Origin of the sequence: Caballeronia sp. LjRoot31 (assembly GCF_964253885.1) — a bacterium.
GTDB lineage: Bacteria > Pseudomonadota > Gammaproteobacteria > Burkholderiales > Burkholderiaceae > Caballeronia.
In genome coordinates this window covers 2,965,182-2,984,279 of sequence record NZ_CAXURX020000001.1, presented here as the reverse complement: position 1 = coordinate 2,984,279, position 19,098 = coordinate 2,965,182, and the positions used below count along the sequence as shown (strand labels likewise).

The window sequence follows — 19,098 nt, the reverse complement described above, 5'->3', positions numbered from 1 at the left end:
ATTCCAGGTGGATCACTGGCCGTATGCAGCCGGCAAACCGTTCTTGATGACATACACGGTCGTGGGCGCGCCCTTCAAATCGCCCTTCGCGTCGAAGGAATACGTTCCTGCGATGCCCTTGTAGTCGGTCTTCGCCAGTTGCGCGATCAGCTTTGCTTTGTCCGTGGTCGTGCCGGCCTTCACCATCGCGTCGGCGAGCAGCATCATGCCGTCGTAGTAGCTGACAGCGTAGACCTGCGTATCCGTGTGATACGTGTCCTTGTAGCGCTTGAGGAAGTCGCGGCCAGCAGCCGTCTTCTCGAGCGACGTGCCACCTTGCGCGCAATACACGATCGATGCGTCGTCGCCCGCCACCTTGCCCATGTCGGCAGAGCAGATGCCGTCGCCGCCGAGCAGCTTCGCCCGGAGTCCCCGCTGGCGCATCTGCTTGGCCATCGGCGCGCCTTGCGCGGCGTATCCACCGAAGAAGATCACGTCGGGATTCTTGGCCTTGATGGTCGTCAGGATGCCGAGGAAATCGGTCGCGCTGGAGTTGGTGTACTCGTTGTCGACGATCTTGATGCCGTGCGCTTTCGCCACGCTTGCAAATTGTTCCGCGACGCCTTGGCCGTAGGCCGTGCGGTCGTCGATGATCGCCGCGGTCTTCGCCTTCAGTGTCTTTGCAGCGAACTCGCCCATGGTGCCGCCGAGCTGCTCGTCGCTCGCGCCAATGCGGAAGATGTTATTGAAGCCCTGTGTAGTCAGTGCGGGATTCGACGCGACCGGGAGCATCGGGATGCCGGCGGAATGGTAGATTTGCGACGCCGGAATGGCAACGCCCGAGTTGTACGGTCCCAGAACCGCAACTACGCCGCTATCGGCGAGCTTTTGGGCGATCTGAACACCAATCTTCGGATCGGCCTGGTCATCTTCCGAGTCCAGTTTGAATGTCACCTTTTTCCCCGCGACTACGACGCCTTTCTTGTTCAAATCCTCCACTGCCAGCCGCGCGCCGTTCTCGTTGTCCTTCCCGTTCACCGCCTGTGGGCCGGTCAGTGGCGCCGAATGGCCAATCGTCACGACTTCTTGCGCGTGGACACCGGCATTGGCAAAAGCCGCCGTGGCGACCAGGAAACCTACGACAGCCTTTTTCATTGGGTAATCTCCGGGGTGGACTATACTGGTCCTGAATGTAGACCAAAATTGGTGCAAATAGCAACCATTTCAAAATGTCTGGCCGATTTTTGGTCTTTCTAGTGACCACGTTTGGTGAGATTCATCAATGGCAGCAATTCACGCAGAGCTCGACGGCTCATTCCGCCCGCGGCAAATCTACGAACAAGTGTCCGAGCGAATCCGCGATGAGATTGCTGCAGGCCGGTTCTTGCCGGACTCACGGTTGCCATCGGAGCGGGATCTCGCGGCATTGTTTGGTGTCGGACGTCCGGCCGTTCGCGAGGCGATCGGCGCGCTGCAGAACGAAGGGCTTGTCGTCACGAAGCGCAACTCGGGGACGTTCGTCTGCGGCGACGCCATCGATCGCTTGTCGCATAGGACCGCGGATACCGGAACGGCCGACTTCAGTCCCAGTTCGACGCTCGACGTACGAATGGTTCTTGAACCGGCCGTAGCCCGGCGCGCGGCTGCGCGCGCGCAACGCGACCGGCTGGCCGAGCAGTATCTTAGTCAGATGGAAAACATCTACGACATCGACGACCCTGCACAGCGCGCGTTATGGAATAGCCGCGACCGCTTGTTTCATCGGCAACTGGCGGTGATGACGGGCGATGCGCTGATGGTCAAGATCGCTGATGAAGTAGCCAGTTCGATGGACCAGCCGTTATGGAAGCGTCTGAAAGACGAGGGTATCTATGACGCGGGCCGGATTCGTCTTTACGTGGCCGAGCATCGGTTGATCTACGAGGCAGTGGTTCAGGGCGATGCGGATGCCGCGGCTTTCTACGTTGAACAGCATATCAAGCGTGTGGAACGCGATATCGCGCCAAAGTAGACGGTGGATCTGGGCGCAAAGACTGAGGGCCGAAAGATCGATCAACTCTGATGCTGGGTCGAGCTGAATTGTTGCCCACCGCGACTCTCCGGGACAGCGGCTCAGCGTCCGCGTACCGTCTCAACGAGTGTTCTCCACGGGCTGTTGGCTCGCTTGCGCGCGGCCCAGCGGTGATTTGGCAATGCCACGGCAAGCCAGGGCTCACTATGCCCGACGAAGCGCCGAACTTGGAATCGATACGGCGCCTCAAAGAGATCAAGATACGCGCGTCGATAATGCTCAACCATCGCCGCTTCCTGATAGTAGGTCTCCATCCACTGCCGCGAGGCCGCACCCAGCTCCGTGCGTAGCGCCCGATCCCAAAGCAGTTCACGAAGCGGACCTTCGGCCTCCTCCAGCCGTACATCGATCCAGGGCAATTCAAGGGCGCCCGTCATGGCCCTCAACTGTGACTGAACGCGATTGTCGAGATGACCCAAAGTCGGTTTTCCTTGCGACAGCGCCTCCAGCCCGCTCAAGTGATAATTCCCGGTCACGCATTCGTCGATGGCAATCGCCGCCTGCTGCTTGGCCCGCAAACACGCGTCATGCGGCGTATCGACAATCAATTGAAGCGTGCATAAGCCCTTGCGCTCCAGTTTGCGCAGCAGCTTGAGGGTTTGCGGAACGCCCTTGGTTTCCCAGCGCGTTTTCCATGCAGATGACCGGCCGCTCGGCGAAAACGTGACGAGCGGTATGCCGTGCGCATCGGTATTGCTCTCCGGACCGGGCAAGTAGCGAGGATCGTGCAGCGGGATCACATTGGGAACCACCCTGGCAAACGGGTAATAGCGCTCGGGACCCTGCGCAATAACGAGTTGCGGCACGTCCTCGTACACAATCCGCTGGACCACTCCGGCATCGCCCTTGGCCCAGAGATCCGGGGCCGAATGGTATTGCTTGATGATTTTTTTATCGCCGAATCGCTGATGGAAATTCGGACCGAAAGTCTCATCGAGCGAGAAGAACTGATGGACGTGAATGACGTCGGCGTCCGCTATGACGTCGAGCGCCTGCTGCTGCTGAGTCTTCCAGTCGATATCGACAGCAAAGGTCCGGCTGCGATACGCACTGCTATTGAAGACGATATGCCGCGCCTGGACATCAGTTAGCCGATTGAGTGCCGAAACAATGTTGCCGGGACTACCCGCCACCGGCGTATTGGAAATATGAACGACCTTCATTGGGCGATACCGCGCGAGGTACGCACATACCGCTTCAGCCGCGGGCTATTCCTGTTCAACGGATGCATGAGCCAGCGAGTGCCAGTCGTCCTTTTCGATAATGTCGCTCCCAAGCGCACTTTGCGCCGAGAGGTTCACCACGCGTATGCCGCGACGGGTTAACAGCGGGGCAGCATGGCGAAACGACGGTTCTATGAAGGAATTAAAATCTCCGTCCAGCGCGCTCGGCTGCATATTCTCTTTGGTTTCGTAGAAGCGCGGTGTTTGCGTCGCGTTCAGCAAATCGAGTCCATGCATAAAGATTGTTTTGAACCCGAGGGAGGTGAGCACTTGCAAACCCGTGTAGGCCACGGTACGGCCATCGAATATGCCCCGCCTGATATTGAAGCTGAAACCCAAGGCGGGTTCTTCGTCAAACAGCGTGAGATCCGTGCTTGCATGCGTAGAAAGGAGTTCGTGTTTGAGCAATGCGCGCTGACAAGCGGGATATTGGATATCTTCAATCAGAAATACCCGGCAACGGAACTGCGATAACGGGAAGTATTGCGCGATGTACCATAAAACTAATGGGGTCGCGAATAATGTCAGCTTTTGCTGAACCACGCGTGCGACCAGATCAGGGCGCTTTCGCACAAACCCGGCATCCACAATGCAATAATATTCAAACCGAACCGGATGTTTGTCTTGTAAAGCGATTGCGCCGTTTACTCCCATGACGTTATGGAGATCAAGCGCACCGTAATCAATGTCATTGACCGAGGGGCCCGTGGCAATCAGATGGCAATCACCCGTCTGGGATGCAAGCAGATCGTCCGGATTCTCGACCAGCAATTCATGGCCTTCAATCGACATCCGTTTCAGAAACCCGCGCGAATCCCGCTCAATGGACACGCCGTGCCACAAGCGTTCGTTATGCCGAAACGCACTGGAGTGGGACCAACGATAAACAAGCTTGAAAAACGTGCTGGACAGGCGTTGCGCCGGCTTGGGCCAAGCATATTCGTGCACTATCGACATCTCGCTTGCAACGGATTGCGATGGCCTTACCTGATCTACCGAAATCATAGAGCGCATCACTCCAGAAATGCGACGGGAAATGAAGCGCCCGACTGGGTGACGACTAGTCTAATTAAACGTTACTCCCTCCGCGTTACAGTCAGCCCCACAACAGTTACACCTTGTTACCAGATCATTAAGATTCGTTTAACTTAATAAGGCTCGGATAATTGGGCGAGCGGATACCACCGCTCTTCCAGTAGCCGCGGCCAGTGAGCGCACGCGCTGCTCGCCTCGCGCGGCATAATTGCAGGTTCAGACCTGCCGCGTTGTCATTTCGCACGATTCCCACGACGTGCGGCGTAGAAGCATCCCACCGAAAAAGATCCCATGACCGAGCCATTTTCCGAATTCCACTGGCGCTGGAAACCATTCGACGACCTTAGCGCACTCGACGTCTACACCATGCTCGCCGCGCGCAGCGAAGTGTTCGTGGTGGAGCAGCAGTGTGTGTACGGGGACGTCGATGGACAGGATGCCGATGCCTGGCATCTGCTCGTGTATCGGCGTTCGGCGGATGGTCGGCCTGCGCTCGCCGGTTATTTGCGAGTCCTGCTGCCGAACCTGGCCGACGGCACGAAAGAAACAGAAGACACTGATATCCGCATCGGCCGCGTGCTGACCACAGCGGGCTTTCGCGGCATCGGATTAGGTCAGGCGATGCTCGAACGTACGCTGGGTTTCATCCGCGAACAATGGCCCGGCCAGCCGATACGCCTCCACGCACAAGCGCGATTACAGCGCTTTTATGCGGGATTTGGCTTCGAGCCAATCTCCGATGTCCACGTGGAAGACGACATTCCGCACATCTGGATGCGCCGCATATAGAAGGACCGTGTGGCTAAACCGTCACCAGTTCCGCTTGCGCACGCTGCTGGACCAGCCGTTGCCGAGTCGACAACCGGAGCCAGTGGCGCATCGCGATCAACGCGCCGATCACGCTCATCATCGAACCGGGAATCCACAGCAGCAAACCGCCGATCTGCTGATCGCGCATCGGGCTGATCCACGTGAATGCGCGCCCGCAGATGGAGTAGATGGGATAAAGCTCGTGCGGCGTGAAGAAAATGTATGCGCCGAGCATGATCTGCGGCGGAATGGCGGCTATCACGATCAGGATGCGGCGCCCGGGCGCGAGCCGCGCGGGGGGAGCCGGGCGCGAATCGAGCACGAGCCACCAGAACAGCAGGCCGTCGATCACCATGCTCCAGTTCATGACTCGGTATAGGCGCCAGTCGAGCATCGCCTTGAAGTGGATCGGCGAAAGCAGCCAGAAGTAGATCAGCCCGACAAACAGCACCACCGCAACGACCGGATTAAAAATCACCTTGAACAGGATGCGCGCCGGGGCCGTATTGAGCGCAGGCCTGAGCCAGCGCTGCCGCCAGGTGAACGGAATGCCGGCCCGCAGCGCCGCGCCAGGATACGAGAGCGCGATGAAAAACGGCCCGAGATGATGCAGCACCAGATGTTGCAGCCGATGCATGAAGAATTCATGCTCGAAGAAGTAGTCGAGCCGCGTATGCAGCGCGACGTAGAGCGCAGTCAGGCCGAACCAGAACGACACGTGCCGCGCGAGCGACACGTGTGCTTTTTTCGCGCCGCGAGCGAACAACACGGCCGCGATCAGCACGGCGATCACGACAGTGGGCGAAGGCTCCCACGGATCGAGCCAGTAAAGTATCGAGGACATGTTGACCGTAGCGCCCAAGCTTGGTAGTGAATTCAGGAAGCGGTCGAGTCGATCACGCGGCGCAAATCGTGCGTGATCGTGTCGATGGAATCGCTCTCGGTGGCGAGCAGGCGCGCGTGGCCGTGGGTATCGAAGATATAGACGGCCGAACTATGCGTGACGTCGTACGCGCCGGATGGATCGCGTTTCTCCATCTGGTAAGCCACCCGATACCGCTTGGCAATGCTTTCGATCGCCCCGTCCGTGCCGGTCAGTCCAACCGCGTGCTGGGCGTCGAACGCGCGCACGTAGTCATGCAGCGCAGCCGCGGTATCGCGGGCGGGATCGACGGTGATAAACACAATGCGCGTGTTCTTGGCATCGGGGCCAAGTTGCTGCATGACCTGCATCAGCCGTGCCATGGTCTCCGGACACACGTCCGGGCAGTGGGTGTAGCCGAAGTACACCAGCGTTGTCTGGCCCAGGAACGACTGACCGGTGACGGGTTTGCCGGTATCGTCGGTGAGCTTGAAGTCCAGGTCGGGCAGATGGCCGCTGACATCGGTCAGCTTCCAGGGTGTTGTATCAGGACGCGAGCACGCAGCGAGGCCGGCGCTCAGGATCAGGGCGGCGAATAGCGGGGCGAGTACGGCGGCGAACCAGCCCTTGGGTGGAAAACTGAACCAGGAAGACATTTTGCAACTCGGATGAGGGTAGGGTGCATCAAGGCAGCAACGCGGACGGATCATCAAAAAACTGTCCGTGAAGCCATCCGGGTGCCGACTCTATCTCAGAATAGAAGCTTACGCCGGGCGTGCAGCCGCGCCGGCGCGTGGCCGAGGCGTTATGCCGCAGGGCCGCCAGATAAGGATGAAAGTTAGTCGAAGCAGGGTTGAAAGCTTCTTGATATGTGGCTTAGGGCGTTGGCTTGCCGCATGAGCGTCTAACGCCGCTTTCCCAGACGGGGTTACAAAGCGCGGTAACATGCGCACACTTTTCCGGTCCTTCTCCGGCTGAAAGGCAGATATAGATGCAAAACCTCCCAGACCAATTTCCGCTTGCCACGACCGCTTTTTTCTTCGATTTCGACGGCACGCTCGTTGAACTCGCGCCCACGCCGGACGGCGTGAGCGTGCAGCCGGTCGTACCCGCCATCCTCAGTGCATTGCGTCGCGCGACCAACGGCGCGGTGGCGATCGTATCGGGACGAGGGATTGACAGCATCGACTCGTTTCTTTCAATGCCCGATCTGCCCGTCGCGGGCTTGCACGGCGCCGAGCGGCGCGATTCGAATGCGGATGTCCATCGTGTCGGTTTCAACGACGAGCGCCTGCTGCGCATGGAACACGTGCTTGAAGGCGTGGTGACGGCCAACCCCGGCATGCTGCTGGAGATCAAGGGCGCCGCGCTCGCGCTGCATTACCGCAATGCGCCCGAGCGCGGCGTGGCGGCGCGCGAGGCGACCGAGAAGCTGGTTGCCCAGTACGCCGATGCGTACGTGCTGCAGCCCGGCAAGATGGTCTATGAAATCAAGCCGAAGGACGTCGATAAAGGCCGCGCGGTGGTGGCTTTCCTGAATGAGCCGCCGTTCGCGGGGCGCCGGCCGGTGTTTATCGGCGACGACCTGACGGACGAAAAAGGCTTCGCCGTAGTGAATGAGCGCAACGGGCTGTCGATCAAGGTCGGCGCGGGCGACACGCTTGCGCATTCGCGCGTGGAATCGGTCGGCGCGCTGCTCGACTGGCTGCAGCGCATTGCCGGAATTGAAGATATTGAAGGTTCTAAAGGGACGCGTTCGTGAGCAGGCTGATCATTGTTTCGAACCGGGTCGCGCCGATCTCCGAGGGCGGTCCGGCGGCGGGCGGTCTGGCGGTCGGTGTGTACGACGCGCTCAAGGAAACCGGCGGCATGTGGTTCGGCTGGAGTGGCGACGTGGTCGCGGAGCCACCGGAGGGCATCACGCTGGAGGAGCGCGGGCGGGTGACGTTCGCGACCATCGGCCTGGCGCAACGTGACTATGACCAGTATTACCGCGGCTTTTCGAACGCTACGTTGTGGCCGGCGTTTCACTATCGGCCGGATCTGATCCAGTTCGACCGCGATGAATTCGATGGCTATTGCCGCGTCAACCGCTGGCTCGCGAAGCAACTCGCGCCGCTGCTGAAAGCCGACGACGTCATCTGGGTCCACGACTATCACCTGATCCCGTTCGCGCAGGCGTTGCGCGATGAGGGCGTGACGAACCGCATCGGTTTTTTCCTGCACATTCCGTTTCCGGCGACGCAGGTTCTGCTGAGCGTGCCGCGCCATCGCGTGCTGGTCGAGGCGCTGTGTTCCTTCGACCTGCTCGGTTTCCAGACAGCGCCTGATTTGCGCGCGTTTTGCGATTACATCGAGACGGAGGCGAACGGCTCGGTTGTACGCATCGCTGGCGAGCCTAATGCGGTAAGCGCGTTTGGCAAGACCCTGCGGGCGGCGGCGTATCCGATCGGCGTTTATCCCGATGAAATTGCCTCGCTTGCCAAAGACGGCGAAAGCGGCCGCGAAGTGCAGACCGTCAAGACGACGCTGCGTGACCGCAAGCTGATCATGAGCGTCGACCGGCTCGATTATTCGAAGGGCTTGGTCGAGCGTTTTCGTGCGTTCGAAAAGCTGCTGGAACATCAGCCGGAGCAGCGTAACAACGTGTCGTTCGTGCAGATCGCGCCGCCTACACGCGCCGATATGGACACGTATCGCGACATCCGGTTGCAGCTTGAAGCGGAGTCGGGACGCATCAACGGGCGCTACGCGGAACTCGACTGGACGCCGATCCGCTATATCCATCGGCAATATGAGCGGTCTGTGCTTGCTGCGTTGTTTCGCGCGTCGCATGTGGGGTTCGTCACGCCGTTGCGCGACGGTATGAACCTCGTCGCCAAGGAATACGTGGCGGCGCAGGATCCCGACGATCCCGGCGTGCTGGTCCTGTCGCAATTCGCGGGCGCGGCGCAGGAATTGAACGGCGCGCTGATCGTGAATCCGCTCGATATCGCCGGCATGGCGGACGCACTGGCCACGGCTCTCGCGATGCCATTGAAAGAGCGGCAGGCCCGGTACACGGACATGTTCGCCCAGCTTCGCGAGAACAACGTCTCCGTCTGGCGAGACAACTTCATGCGCGATCTGCAGGCGTAAAAAAGCCGCTTCGGTCTGATGAATCCGAAGCGGCTTTTTTATCGCTGGTCTTGTGGCGGAAGCAGGCTCAGGTCGATTCAGCCTTTGCTGCAAGTTGTTGCGAGGGCATGGTCGCCGGCGGCAACTTGCCATGCTGCTTGGACAGCAGTTCCCGATACAACCCCGGCCGATTGCGCAACTGATCCGGCGAACCGTCGTCGATTACCTTGCCGGCGCTCATCACGATAATCCGGTCGAAGCCTTGCAGCGTCGACAACCGGTGCGCAATCGCAATCACGGTACGGCCGACCATCAGCCGGTCGAGCGCCTGCTGGATCGCTTCTTCCGACGAACTATCGAGCGCTGACGTGGCTTCGTCGAGTAGCAGGATTGGCGCGTTTTTGAGGATCGCGCGCGCGATGGCAATGCGCTGACGCTGTCCGCCCGACAACTTAACGCCGCGGTCGCCGACGATTGTGTCGAACCCTTCCGGCATTGCGTCGATGAAGTCCGAGCAGCGCGCCTCGCGGGCGGCGGCGAGCACTTCTTCGCGCGATGCGTCCGGGCGGCCATACGCAATGTTCTCGTACACGGTCCGGTGGAACAGCGAAATGTCCTGGGGAACGAGCGCAATCGACATCCGCAGGCTGTCCTGCGTGATCAGCGAGATATCCTGCCCGTCGACCTTGATGGCGCCGCCCTGCGGTTCGTAGAAGCGTTGTAACAGCGCGAGCACCGTGGATTTCCCGGCGCCCGACTTGCCGATCAGCCCGACGCGCTGACCCGGCTCGATGTGCAGGTTGAATTTATCGAGAATCGGCCGGCGGCGCGGATAAGCGAACGTGACATCCTCGAAGTCCACCCGCCCGCCTTGCGGTACGAGTTCCGTTGCGTCGGACCGATCGGGCATGCCGTGCGGTTCCAGCAGCGTCTGCACAGCTTCCGCCAGCCGCGCGACGTGCTGCGTCACATCCACGAGGGCAACAGCCAGATCGCGAGTTCCGTGGAGAATCGTGAAACCGAGTGAACTGACCAGCACGATATCGCCGGATGTTGCCCGTCCCTTCGACCACAGCCACAACGCCCAGCCGAGCAACCCAGCCGAAAGGATCGCGGTCACGACCGCATGGAACAGCCGCAGCTTCTCGAGATACAGCAAGCTTTGCTGGCGCGCGACCATTTCGGCCTTGACCGTCGAGCCGAAGCGCTTTTGCTCGCGAAACGTCATACCGAATGCACGCACGAGCGCCATGTTGCCGATCACGTCGACCAGCTCGCCGTCAACCGACGCAGCTTTCGTGGCAAACGTGTGATGCCGTGCGGAGCCGCGTCCGGCGAGCCGGTACAGCACCAGCGCGAGAATGGCCGACGCGAGCATCAGGCAGCCGGCCATCAGCGGATTCACCGCGACGATCATCACGATCGCGCCGACCACCGCAATGCACGGCGGCAACACGTTCCACGCCATGGTGTTCTCGGCGGTGTAGATCGCATTCGATGTCGCCGTGATCCGGCTCGCGAGCATACCGGGCTGCTTCTCCGAGAAGTACGTGGGCGAATGGCCGCTGAGGTAGGAGAACAGGTCGCGCCGCAGGTCGCCCGTCACCACGACGAACGCGTGCGCGCCGACCCAGCCGCCGACTCGCCACAGCATGTTGTCGGCGGCGATCAGGCCGACCAGGATCATGAAGGCGGACCAGAGCGGACCGGGATGGCCGCGGCCCTGGCCAAGCACGTCGATCAGATGCTTGATCGCATACTGCGAGGCGAGCGCGCAGCCGACCGCGGCCAGCACGCTGGAAAGCACGATGGCGTGCGCGACAGGATGCCGGCGGATGTAACGGAACAGGAACGCCAGCGGGCGATTTGCATAGCTCGCTAGCTTCGCGTTGTGCACGTTACGCTGAGAGACGGTGAGTTGGTCCAATGGTCGTTTTCGGTCGAGTAGAGCGGTTGAGCGCGATGCTTCGCCGTTGCCGCAAACGCGGCGTGTCTGGCCAGCGAGGCAATGGCGTGCCAATGGCGTGCAGCACCGATTGCTGAATTGTAGCGAGTGTAGCGAGCCAAATCGTCTCGCATAATGCTTTCCGTGGTGCATATTCATCAGCCAGAGCTGATTTTCAGCAAAAGTGCGTCGTCTGAACCGGGCAATCAATGCCCGCTGGGGACGTGTCTCGCACCTCCGACGGTCCGCCCGGTGCTGTGTTCGCGGTACCTCGACGTGAACTGGCGTCAACTGGCCGCCCTGCCCTTGGCTGGGTGAAAGCACGTCGCGGTCCCGCTACCTGCGTGGCGGCGCTAATGGGCAAATCCTGCACTGGCCGATACATCATGCCGTGGCCGGATTTGGAGGATGTCGCAGCGCGCGGGGCTTCTGGAGCGTGGCTGCGAGCGGTTCGGTCCATGTCGATCAGCGTAGAACAGCCTTGATAAACAAGGGCTTGCAAAGTGTATCGACGGTGTAACAACCTAAATAAGTTGAAATGTAAGATTGGAAACCTTGCAAAAACCGCGATACTTCGCTCCGGGTTTCCCCTTAGGCGTTTTGACAGGTTATTGTAGGTTCCGGTCAACGGCTCCGCAGGTTATGCGTTTATGGCTGTGTGCGTTGCATTTCGAGATGGAATCGATCTTGCTGTTTCCGATCACGCTCAGAACAGACGCCCTACACGCATAGCAGCAGCAACACCCAAGCAAACAGCGAAGCATCGCGATTTTTTCTCGTGCTATCGGCCATTACGCTGGAGACACCAGCACCGTGCCGAATCCGGGTAGGGCGATTCGCTTGATTTAACGACCGATGCCAAGCGCATCAATTTTGCCTGACATTATTAGGAGTTTCCGACATGCGAATCGCTCAAATCGCGCCTCTTCACGAAGCCGTCCCCCCCAAGTTCTACGGCGGCACGGAGCGCGTGGTGTCCTATCTGACCGAAGCGCTGGTTGAGGCCGGTCATGACGTCACTTTGTTCGCGAGCGGTGATTCGCAAACGTCGGCGAAGCTCGAAGCCTTCTGGCCGCAGGCCTTGCGCCTCGACCCGACCATCCGCGACACGATGGCGCCCCACATGCTGTTGCTGGAAGAAGTCCGCCGCCGCGCTGATGAATTCGACGTGCTGCATTTTCACATCGACTACTACCCGTTCTCGCTGTTCTCGCGCCAGCCGGTGCCGTTCCTGACGACCATGCACGGACGTCTCGACCTGCCGGAATTGCAGCCGATCTTCAGCACGTTCAACGAAGCGCCGGTCGTGTCGATCTCCGACAACCAGCGTCAGCCGTTGCCGCAAGCCAACTGGCTCGCGACCGTTTATCACGGCCTGCCGGAAAACCTGCTTACGCCGATCCCGAACGTCGAACCGGGCTACCTCGCGTTCCTCGGCCGTATTTCGCCGGAAAAGCGTGTCGATAGGGCAATCCGTATCGCCGGTGCAGCGGGCATGAAGATCAAGATCGCGGCAAAAATCGATAACGCCGATCGCGCATATTATGAAGAGCAGATCAAGCCGCTGTTCGCGTTGCCGCATGTTGAATACATCGGTGAAATCAGTGAATCGCAGAAGACCGAATTTCTTGGCAACGCGCACGCGCTGCTGTTCCCGATCGACTGGCCGGAGCCGTTTGGCCTGGTGATGATCGAAGCCATGGCTTGCGGTACGCCGGTGATCGCGTTCAATCGCGGTTCGGTGCCGGAAGTGATCGAAAACGGCGTGTCGGGTTTTGTCGTGGAAGACGAACTGAGCGCGATCGCCGCAGTGAAGCGCCTCGACACGCTGCCGCGCGCCAAGGTGCGTCAGGCGTTCGAAACGCGCTTTTCGTCGAAGGTCATGGCCGCGCGCTATGTTCATACGTATGAAGAACTGCTGCGTACCAAGCGCCGTACCATTCTGCGTGAAGTCAACGCGGGCTGATTTTTACGGTCGATAGTGATCTTGCGGACGCTGCATGATCGCTGGTTGGCCGAGTGAGCGAAAACCACGCCTCGTGCGCCGTCAGGCGCGCGAGGCGTTGTTGTTTTGACACACTGCGGGGGCAAGCTTCACGGGTTATCGTCGGGTTGAGCATGCCGGGCCGATGCCGTTTTCGACATTCTCCCTATAATGTGCGGGCTTCGTGAAATGCAGTGCAGCATCGGCGTGAACGTGTGGATGGGTGTGGAAGTCTCTTGAAAATCGCATCGCGCGACGGGAGGAACTTACCGCGCTTACCGGGCTAATAAGGACAGTCGTGAACAGGAGCGAAGTTTTGGCGAGAACGAAGCAGAGTAGCGCGAGCCCGGCACCCGGTGCTGGCACCGTGTTCGCGCTGCGGGCGATCGGACTCGTGCTGGCCGCGCGCTGGTTGCTCTCGATGTCGCAGATGGGCTACCTCTCTTCAATGCGCGCGATGACGTCGTCGCCGTGGGCCTGCGTCACGCTTGTGCTCTTGTTCCTGCTGCTTTTTCTTCCCGGTGCCCGGGCCCGTGCGGAACGGCCGTTGCATCCGTTGCCGCAGTGGTTGCGGCAAGCCTTGCGACTGCTTGCGCTGCTGAGTTTCCTGTTTGCGGTGTGGTCGGTCGGGTTCTTTACGTGGACCGCCGGTTGGAAAAACGCCGTGCACGCACTGGGCGAAACCAATGGTTGGCTGCTCGTTGCGCCTGCGCTTTATGGCGTGGTGCTGTGGATTTGCCGGCCGCGTGCGCTGTGGCGCACGAATATTGCCGCGCGCCGGTTTGCTATCGGCCGTTATGCCATTTCCATCGATACCACCACACGCACGGCCGTCGTCTGGGCCGAAAGCCGCAAACTCGGTCAGTACGATGCGCGGGAGTTATCGGTGAAATGGCCTGAGGGGATGGGTGAAGCTACCGTTTCCGATGGTTCTTCGGCTGCGGTTGAAGGCGCCGTTGCCGCCGCTGTCGTGCCGAAGAAGCGCGGTTTGTTCGGCCGGGATGCGCGCGCCAAAATGGAACTGCTGTGGGATTCACCCGCCGCCGCCGGACATAATCGCAAAACTGTCTTCCGCGCCGCGCTGGCAAGCGAGGGCGACCGTAAGACCGCGCGCGCGCTCGACGCGTCGTTGCATCAGAGTTTGAATGTCGGCACTTGAACCCGGACTGGCATTAAGGGCGTCGGGTTCGAGTTGGGTCAAGCAGTCATGCCTGCTTCGGGCAACAACCGGTTGGGATTGTCGAACTTTGCTTGCATAACTGCGATCGCCGCAATAGCAGGGCGTCGCTTGCGGATTGGGCGGAGCAGGCCGCACACGTAGGTACGCGCAATAAAAGCCTTCAGGTAGTTGCCTGAGGGCTTTTTTATGCGTTTCGATCCCACGTTCGGCGGATTCTGCCGCCTGTATCTTCCGTTCGTGTCCCTGTCCTATTTAATTTGTATTCCTGATTATATTCGGCTCCCGCACGGCTAATGGGTATTTACCCTTCGTTGACACGGCCGGCAGCCTCCGTTTATTCTGGTTTTCAGGCAGAGACACTGTCTCTCATAGAGAGACACAAACAAAAGACACGACATGCTAAAGACACTGGATAGCGCGTTGGCGCTGCTGACTCGATTCACGCTCGAAGAACCGACATGGGGCGTGCGCGAACTGGCGAAAGAAACCAACGTTCATCACTCAATCGTTCATCGCGTGCTTGCGACCTTCGCGGCTAATGGTTTTCTGACTCAGGACAGCGCCGGGCGTTATTCGCTTGGCCTGCGGCTTTTTGAGCTTGGGCAGATCGCGCACCGGACGTTCGCGCCATCGGAGATCGTGCAACCCGCGCTGGACGCCCTTGCGCATGACAGCGGCGAAACCGTCTTTTTGTCGTTGCTCGACGGCATGCAAGGCGTGTGTACCGACATAGCCCAGAGCCAGCAGCAATTGCGCTTTTCGATCGAAGTGGGGCAGCGCTTCCGGCTCATCGCCGGCGCCCATGCAAAGGCCATCCTTGCATTCCAGCCAGACGAATTCCGCGCGGGAGTCTACGAGGAAGCCCATCTCGCCGACGGTTCGGCGATCGATGCCCGCCTCGATCAAATCCGCGCCGACGGCTGGAGCCACACCCGCGAGGAAGCGGCCGCCACGGTCGCCGGTCTGGCTGTTCCGCTGTGGTCGCGTGATCGCCGTCGCGTGATCGGATCGTTATCGATTGCAGGGCCGGTCCAGCGACTGGATGGCGAAGCGGTGCCGCGGCTCATCGACGCATTGAAGAAAACCCGCGAAACGATCGAACCCGTTGTCGGCCTCCTCCGCTGAACGCCACGAGCGCCGTCCACTCACAAAAACTAGCCGCGCCTCGCAAAGCCGGCAGAGACCCGACCTCATGAAAGTATCGATCGACGCGCCTGACGCCCAGGCAGTACTTCTGGCTCAGGAAGCCACCCCTCGTCCGCGTGTCTCCTTTTTCGAGCCCGTACTCCTGCTGGTATCCATTTGCCTGTCGGTGCTCGGCGCGATCATTGGCATGCAATTGATCGTGACGCTCGGCATCTCCGCCAATACGTCGATCATCGGTGCGCTGATGGCGATCGTGTTCTCGCGGATTCCGTTGGCCGTGACGCGGCGTTTTCGCGTTCTCGAGCGCCAGAATCTCATGCAGACGGCGATTTCATCGGCAACATTCGGGGCGGCCAACTCGCTCATGATCCCGCTCGGCGTGCCCTTCGCGATGGGCATGCCCGAGCTCGTCACGCCGATGTTGATTGGCGCCATCGCCGCGATGCTGGTCGACGGCGCGATGCTCTACAACCTCTTCGGCAGCCGGATATTCCCGGCTACCGGCTCGTGGCCGGCGGGTGTCGCCACGGCGGAAGCCATTTGGGCAGGCGATCGCGGGGGCCGTAAAGCGGCATTTCTCGGGTTGGGCGTGGCGGCGGGCATTGCCGGCGCGTTGATGGGCGTGCCCATGTCGGCGTTCGGCGCGGCCTTTCTCGGCAACCTGGCGGCGTTGACCATGTTTGGCATCGGCTTGCTGGTCCGCGGTTATTCGATTCCGGTATTGCACGTCGATATTGCCGCCGCCTACATCCCGCATGGGTTGATGATCGGCGCCGGAATCGTCGCGCTGTTCCAGGTTGCGCGCGAGATCCATCGCTCACGGGCCAGCGTCGCCACCGATCCCCGCAATCTCGAGATGACAAGCGCTCGGGCCAGGCGGGTGTTATCGGGCGGCTTCGTCGCCTACATGCTCGTCGCGCTGCTGATCTCGGTGCTGGCCGGCCATATCACCGAACTGTCGCCGGCCATGCTGATCGGTTTTGTCCTCTATGCCGCGTTCGCGGCCTACGCCCACGAGTTGATCGTCGGCATCGCGGCCATGCACTCAGGCTGGTTCCCGGCGTTTGCTGTTGCGCTTATCACCTTGACGATCGGTATCGTGATCGGGTTCCCGCCGTCCGCGCTGGCGGTGCTCGCTGGTTTCTCGGCCGCCACCGGGCCCGCGTTCGCGGACATGGGTTACGACCTGAAGACCGGTTATCTGCTGCGAGGCGAGGGCCGCGACATGGAGGCCGAACTGGCCGGCCGTCGACAGCAACTGTTCGCGGGGATGGCCGGTTTCGTGGTCGCGGCGATCGTCGTCATTATTTTCCACGATCACTTCTTCTCGCGCGGCATGTTGCCGCCGGTGGACCGCGTTTATGCCGCATCGATCAAGGCGGGGTCATCGATGGAAATTACCCGCAACCTCGCGATCTGGGCCATTCCCGGCGCGCTGCTTCAATGGTTCGGCGGGTCGAAACGCCAGCTCGGCATCCTGCTTTCAACCGGCATGCTGATCGCGTCGCCACTCGCTGGGTGGGCCGTGCTTGCGGGACTGGCTATCCGCTTTGTCGTGACAAAGTTGCGCGGGGATCGCCACACCGCCGAAATGAGCGCCTTCGCGGGCGGCGTGATCGCCGGCGACGCGCTGTTCAGCTTCACCCACTCGATCACGCGTCTGCATAAGTGACTGACTTTTGCCGCCTACCCAATTGCCCGCTTACCCGCTTACCCGATTAGAGACGTAACCATGGATATGCAAGCCATCCGCGCAGCTACCCCGCTGACCGCGACAACTGTCTATATGGACACGGCCGCCGCGTCGATTCCGCCTGATGTCGTATTGGAGGAAGCGCGGCGCTATCTTCTCGATACCGGCCATATCGGCATCTATTTGCCGTCGTTCCGCAAGGAGACGTACGCGCGTGTTGAAGGCGTGCGTGCACAGCTCGCCGCCTTCCTCGGCGCCCACACGCACGAGATTGCGTTTACGAAGAACGGCACGGAAGCGATCTCGCTGGTTGCGCGCGGTATCGACTGGAAGGCCGGCGATGAAATCCTCGTCGCCGATACGGAAATGCTCAGCAATTTGTTGCCGTGGCGCAGGCTTGAGCAGACCCATAAGGTCGTCGTGAAAATGATCGCGGCGGACGCAGCCGGTGTTCTTTCTCCCGACGCATTCGCCGCCGCCATCACCGCGCGTACGAGACTCGCGACGTTTTCGCACGTACCCAATTCAACCGGTGCAGTTCAGCCCGCCGCGCAGATCTGCAAGGTGGCGCGCGAGCGCGGGGTCTTGTCCCTGGTTAATGCGGCGCAGAGTGTCGGCATGTTGCGGGTGGACGTGGCGGAACTCGACTGCGATTTTCTGGCCGGGTGTGGCCGCAAGGCGCTGCGGGCGACCGAAGGGTCGGGCTTCCTGTATGTGCGCGAAACGCATATCGATTCACTCGAACCCGTGCTTGCCGGCTGGTGGAACGGGGTGTTCGATCGCGCTACCGGTGCACTGTCGTTCGTTCCTGGCGCGCGCCGCTTCGAAGCAGGTTGCCCTATTGTTCCGGCCATTCTTGCGCTCGGCGCGGCGATTAGTTATGCAGAAGAAATCGGAATCGATGCGATTGCCGAACGGGTAGGTGAGCTAACCCGGTACGCGGTCGAGCAATTTTCTTCGCTGCCCGGGTTCGAGTTGTATGGGCCACGAGACATCACGCAGCGCATCGGTATCGTGCCGTTCAATCTGCGCGGCGTTGATCCCGCCATGCTTGTCTCGGTGCTTGAGGCGCAACAGTGCATTATCGAGGCGGGCAGTTTCATGGCGGATGCCATTCTCGCGCGATACGGCGTGAGCACGATGGCGCGCGTGTCCCTGCATTATTTCAATACTCACGAAGAGATCGATCGCGTCGCGCGCATCATTCGCACGACGGTGGTCTGACTCCAGCCTTATCCGACTACAAAGAGGGTTATGCCATGACACAACGCATTCTTTTGATGAGCAGTTCGCGCAAGGATCAGCTCGGCTATCTGGAACACGCAGGCGAGCAAATTCACGCGCTGTTGAAACACGAGTCACGCAGGGTGTTGTTCGTGCCATTCGCTGCCGTCACGTTCAGCTTCGATAGCTACGAAGATCTGGTCAAACCGGTGTTCGATCGCCTTGGGTATCCGCTCGAATCGATTCATCGAAGCGACAATCCGCTTGCGGCCATCGAGCAGGCGGACGTCATAGCCATTGGCGGCGGCAATACGTTCGCGCTGCTCAAGCGAATGTACGACGCCGGCATTGTTGAAGCAATTCGCGCGAAAGTTTTGGCCGGTACGCCCTATGTGGGATGGAGCGCGGGCAGCAATGTAGCGTGCCCGACGATCCGTACCACTAACGACATGCCTGTTGTCCAGCCGCCGACCCTGCGCGCACTCGGACTCGTTCCGTTCCAGGTCAATCCGCACTTTATCAGCGGTAAACCCGCCGGCCATAACGGCGAAAGCCGGGAAGAGCGGCTTGCGGAGTTTCTCGCAATCAATGCGCCGGAACAGGTCTTCGCGTTGCCCGAAGGCTCCGCGTTGTATTCGGACGGTACGCACGGCACCGTCCTTGGCGAGCGTCACGCATTGCATTTTCTCGGCGATGGCCGGGTTGAAACCTTGCGTGAAAACGAGACCTTCGCGTTGTCCCGCATCACAGGTCCGGCCGATATAAACAATTGGCCCGAATTCATCCGCTAATCCGCTAAGTTCCGTCCGCCACCTCATCACGCCTGCGC

16 protein-coding genes are annotated in these 19,098 nt (G+C 60.3%); 10 read left to right on the top strand and 6 right to left on the bottom strand.

Annotation, left to right across the window (positions count from 1 at the left end):
* Nucleotides 1-12 precede the first annotated feature (12 nt).
* A complete protein-coding gene (locus ACSQ8V_RS13255; RefSeq protein ID WP_436205983.1) occupies nucleotides 13-1,134 on the bottom strand; it encodes a branched-chain amino acid ABC transporter substrate-binding protein in 1,122 nt (373 codons plus the stop codon).
* A 127-nt stretch (nucleotides 1,135-1,261) separates the two neighbouring features.
* Between ACSQ8V_RS13255 and ACSQ8V_RS13250 the strand changes: the two genes are divergently transcribed.
* The gene (locus tag ACSQ8V_RS13250) at nucleotides 1,262-1,990 is read left to right on the top strand and encodes a FadR/GntR family transcriptional regulator (protein ID WP_436205982.1); all 729 of its coding nucleotides are present in this window, start codon (nucleotides 1,262-1,264) and stop codon (nucleotides 1,988-1,990) included.
* Nucleotides 1,991-2,091: 101 nt separating this feature from the next.
* Here the strand turns inward: ACSQ8V_RS13250 and ACSQ8V_RS13245 are convergent, their stop codons facing one another.
* Nucleotides 2,092-3,213 (bottom strand): hypothetical protein, encoded by a 1,122-nt coding sequence (locus ACSQ8V_RS13245; protein WP_436205981.1) that lies wholly within the window; start codon nucleotides 3,211-3,213, stop codon nucleotides 2,092-2,094.
* 45 nt (nucleotides 3,214-3,258) lie between these two features.
* Nucleotides 3,259-4,278, bottom strand: a complete 1,020-nt coding sequence (locus tag ACSQ8V_RS13240) for a hypothetical protein (RefSeq protein ID WP_436205980.1) — start codon at nucleotides 4,276-4,278, stop codon at nucleotides 3,259-3,261.
* A gap of 321 nt (nucleotides 4,279-4,599) precedes the next feature.
* On the opposite strand from ACSQ8V_RS13240, the gene ACSQ8V_RS13235 reads away from it, so the two are divergent.
* Complete coding sequence (locus ACSQ8V_RS13235; RefSeq protein WP_436205979.1) at nucleotides 4,600-5,097, top strand: GNAT family N-acetyltransferase; 498 nt, start codon at nucleotides 4,600-4,602, stop codon at nucleotides 5,095-5,097.
* Between the two features lie 13 nt (nucleotides 5,098-5,110).
* Here the strand turns inward: ACSQ8V_RS13235 and ACSQ8V_RS13230 are convergent, their stop codons facing one another.
* Together ACSQ8V_RS13230 and ACSQ8V_RS13225 are read right to left on the bottom strand one after the other, a co-directional pair.
* Nucleotides 5,111-5,962: a cytochrome c oxidase assembly protein gene (locus ACSQ8V_RS13230; RefSeq protein ID WP_436205978.1), complete on the bottom strand. Its 852-nt coding sequence runs from the start codon at nucleotides 5,960-5,962 to the stop codon at nucleotides 5,111-5,113.
* Between the two features lie 32 nt (nucleotides 5,963-5,994).
* Entirely contained in the window at nucleotides 5,995-6,636 is a 642-nt protein-coding gene (locus tag ACSQ8V_RS13225; RefSeq protein ID WP_436205977.1) for an SCO family protein, read from the bottom strand.
* Between the two features lie 335 nt (nucleotides 6,637-6,971).
* Here ACSQ8V_RS13225 and otsB point away from each other — a divergent pair, with 335 nt between their 5' ends.
* Together otsB and otsA are read left to right on the top strand one after the other, a co-directional pair.
* Nucleotides 6,972-7,742 carry a trehalose-phosphatase gene (gene otsB / locus ACSQ8V_RS13220; protein WP_213766723.1) on the top strand — a complete coding sequence of 257 codons (771 nt, stop codon included), beginning with the start codon at nucleotides 6,972-6,974 and terminating at the stop codon, nucleotides 7,740-7,742.
* Complete coding sequence (gene otsA / locus ACSQ8V_RS13215) at nucleotides 7,739-9,118, top strand: alpha,alpha-trehalose-phosphate synthase (UDP-forming) (protein WP_436205976.1); 1,380 nt, start codon at nucleotides 7,739-7,741, stop codon at nucleotides 9,116-9,118. The genes otsB and otsA overlap by 4 nt, the downstream gene beginning before the upstream one ends.
* Before the next feature lie 67 nt (nucleotides 9,119-9,185).
* Here the strand turns inward: otsA and ACSQ8V_RS13210 are convergent, their stop codons facing one another.
* A complete protein-coding gene (locus ACSQ8V_RS13210) occupies nucleotides 9,186-11,024 on the bottom strand; it encodes an ABC transporter ATP-binding protein (RefSeq protein WP_436205975.1) in 1,839 nt (612 codons plus the stop codon).
* Between the two features lie 919 nt (nucleotides 11,025-11,943).
* Between ACSQ8V_RS13210 and ACSQ8V_RS13205 the strand changes: the two genes are divergently transcribed.
* The 6 genes from ACSQ8V_RS13205 (at nucleotide 11,944) to pepE (ending at nucleotide 19,060) form a co-directional block, all read left to right on the top strand.
* The gene (locus ACSQ8V_RS13205) at nucleotides 11,944-13,008 is read left to right on the top strand and encodes a glycosyltransferase family 4 protein (protein ID WP_213766720.1); all 1,065 of its coding nucleotides are present in this window, start codon (nucleotides 11,944-11,946) and stop codon (nucleotides 13,006-13,008) included.
* A gap of 334 nt (nucleotides 13,009-13,342) precedes the next feature.
* A complete protein-coding gene (locus ACSQ8V_RS13200) occupies nucleotides 13,343-14,185 on the top strand; it encodes a hypothetical protein (protein ID WP_436205974.1) in 843 nt (280 codons plus the stop codon).
* 417 nt (nucleotides 14,186-14,602) lie between these two features.
* On the top strand, nucleotides 14,603-15,331 hold the full coding sequence (locus ACSQ8V_RS13195) for an IclR family transcriptional regulator (RefSeq protein ID WP_436205973.1): 729 nt from the start codon (nucleotides 14,603-14,605) through the stop codon (nucleotides 15,329-15,331).
* Nucleotides 15,332-15,398: 67 nt separating this feature from the next.
* Nucleotides 15,399-17,024 carry an OPT/YSL family transporter gene (locus tag ACSQ8V_RS13190; protein WP_213766717.1) on the top strand — a complete coding sequence of 542 codons (1,626 nt, stop codon included), beginning with the start codon at nucleotides 15,399-15,401 and terminating at the stop codon, nucleotides 17,022-17,024.
* A 60-nt stretch (nucleotides 17,025-17,084) separates the two neighbouring features.
* Entirely contained in the window at nucleotides 17,085-18,269 is a 1,185-nt protein-coding gene (locus ACSQ8V_RS13185; protein WP_436205972.1) for an aminotransferase class V-fold PLP-dependent enzyme, read from the top strand.
* Between the two features lie 35 nt (nucleotides 18,270-18,304).
* Nucleotides 18,305-19,060, top strand: coding sequence for a dipeptidase PepE (gene pepE / locus ACSQ8V_RS13180; protein WP_436205971.1), 756 nt, complete (start codon nucleotides 18,305-18,307; stop codon nucleotides 19,058-19,060).
* Nucleotides 19,061-19,098: the final 38 nt, after the last annotated feature.